This window comes from Shewanella sp. SG44-6, from assembly GCF_014164185.1.
Classification (GTDB): domain Bacteria; phylum Pseudomonadota; class Gammaproteobacteria; order Enterobacterales; family Shewanellaceae; genus Shewanella; species Shewanella vesiculosa.
The window spans coordinates 1-2,235 of record NZ_JACJER010000243.1 but is presented as its reverse complement, the minus strand read 5'-3'; the positions used below and the strand labels follow the sequence as shown (position 1 = coordinate 2,235).

Sequence of the window (2,235 nt, the reverse complement as noted above, 5' to 3'; positions counted from 1 at the left end):
CCGCGAAAGCTAGCGGGCCATCCATGGCCAGCTCACGCATTCTTTTATAAAGAGTCTTCAACGGCCTCAAGTTCAGAGTTGAATTTGTCCATTTTCAATTAAGTAGGCAAACTCATTTATGCCCCCGTTCCTTGTTAGAGAACATCCAATTTAAACTTTGCTCGAACTTAGTTATCGCTAATTTATGAAAGCACCATTTTGATATAAATTTATCTACGATTAACATTATAAAATCTTTGCGACAGCATGCTGTTTTTTTACACAGTTATAATTCATTTGTGTTAGAACAACACTGTTGTTTCTCGTTATGTAATTGCGAAAATTCTCGGTTCCACCTAAAAGACAATGCTATCCAATTGAATTAGCTTGTTTTTGTTAATATATCTGCTCTAAATAACGAGTTTGTATTATTCTCGACTATCTAAATTCTCGCTTTTGCCTAGACTAAAAGGTGATTGATTTGGGTTATTTATGCTGATAAGTTACTAAAATTATTAATAATTAAAGCAGTATGGATGTTGAGTTTTGGTGAGCTTCTCAGGATGTTTATCGGAATTCTCGCTAATACGCTGTTAGACGCAAAGGGAGGGATTAATGGCCAAACGGGACCCAAACAAGACTGCCCGAAACAAGCGAGTTGCAGAAATCAAATCTCAACGGAGAATCCTGCAGCCACTCGTGTTTGACGAAATGAAGGCAGCTTGTGGAGGAAAGTACACCGCAGAGGCTTCTCTGAACGCGTTTATAGGCAGCAAGACAGATGACTACATAAAACTACACGATGACGTGATTCATACCCCGCTTGAATACAAAAGCAAGTGGCTCTCTGGTCTGAAGCGTTGTCGTTCCAATGCTCTAAAAGCTGGAACGAACCATCGGCATGTTGTGATGTATGATCTTATCATCAGCGACCACCCAAACTTCAAAAAGTACGTTTCCCTATTTCTTGAAAGCTCCTTTTTGAAGCACTATGAGGAGCATTACAAGCAGAAGCCCAAGCTGGACGAAAGCGAATACTGGTTTGGGAACAACGATGATGAGTTTGGGCTTCTTGTTACGCCCCGCTTCGCCGCAGATCAGTGGGAAAACGACAACTCCGAGATTCGCCATTTCAAGAATCCGTATTGGACAATTGCTCATGTGATGGAGACGGGGCTCTGCTACATGGGTGAAGAACGTGTTCGAACGTTCACTACCATCGAAGACTATCTTCAGTTCTTCCGAGACATGGTGCGCCGGACTAAATCGCAGTACCAGTTGGACGTCGCAGATCGATACATTGATTTCGTTAGTACGAGCGATGATCCGCTTTCGGTTCCACTTCTCATACCTGAGCTGAGATACGATCCTCACAAGAAAAAGCACCAGCACCGCCTCGACTACCTGATCGTTAACCCTTGGACCCATGAAAAATACGGGTTCGAATTTTCTCCTTGGTCGGCCCACGGTAAGCTAAAGGGTGCTGGTCGCAAAATGGCGGAATATGACAAGGATGCAAAGGAGAACTTTGAAAAGGAGATGAAGAAGCACAAGCGGTACTGGAGGAAATATGGTGTCTCCTACATTATCTATACAGACGACGATCTTGCCAATATGGATGATGTTTGGTCGGAAATGAAGGGGCATCTTGAGTCATCGAAGGAACCCGAGCAGTTGGAATTTGCTTTGCTGGGAGAGATTGATGGAGCTGGGTGAGTTTGCGTCTAACAAATCGTTGCAGGTGACGTTTGTCCCGCTGCCCATTTTTGCTGCTACAAAAACGGCCGGCGGATCAAACGCACTTGAACTCGGGCGTTATGTTGCACGATGAAAATTAAACAGATTGCCATTGCCACAATTTTGCATTTTATAACTCTCGTTATTTTCGGGTTTCTGAGTTTAGGTGCAACTATGGGGCTTGGATTTAAAGATGAGTTAACACTCTTCGATGAGATTTATAAGTTTGTTTCATTAAATGGTATGAAAATCCTCTCTGGCTATGCGTGGGTCTTGTTTCAATATTTTAATGATTTACATATTGTACTTCAGTCGTTAGTTCTATTTTTAAACAGTTTAACTCAAGGTGTTTTGTTCCTTTTCCTGTATGGTAAGTGGTCAACTAGAAAAGCAACATAATCGGGTAGCCAGAGGTATCTAGCCTCCAGCCCCCACACCACCCTGCATGCGGCTCCGCACAGGGCGGTTCATTTAGAACACCTAACTAGCTTTCTGGTTAGGATATTGAACTGCGATCCA

Annotated in this window: 2 protein-coding genes; both read left to right on the top strand. The window is 42.9% G+C overall.

The features are described 5' to 3' along the window. Window positions 1-594: 594 nt before the first annotated feature. Window positions 595-1,695, top strand: a complete 1,101-nt coding sequence (locus H5185_RS21755) for a topoisomerase (protein WP_182743217.1) — start codon at window positions 595-597, stop codon at window positions 1,693-1,695. 111 nt (window positions 1,696-1,806) lie between these two features. Then, the gene (locus tag H5185_RS21750) at window positions 1,807-2,115 is read left to right on the top strand and encodes a hypothetical protein (RefSeq protein ID WP_182699087.1); all 309 of its coding nucleotides are present in this window, start codon (window positions 1,807-1,809) and stop codon (window positions 2,113-2,115) included. The last annotated feature ends 120 nt before the right edge of the window (window positions 2,116-2,235 follow it).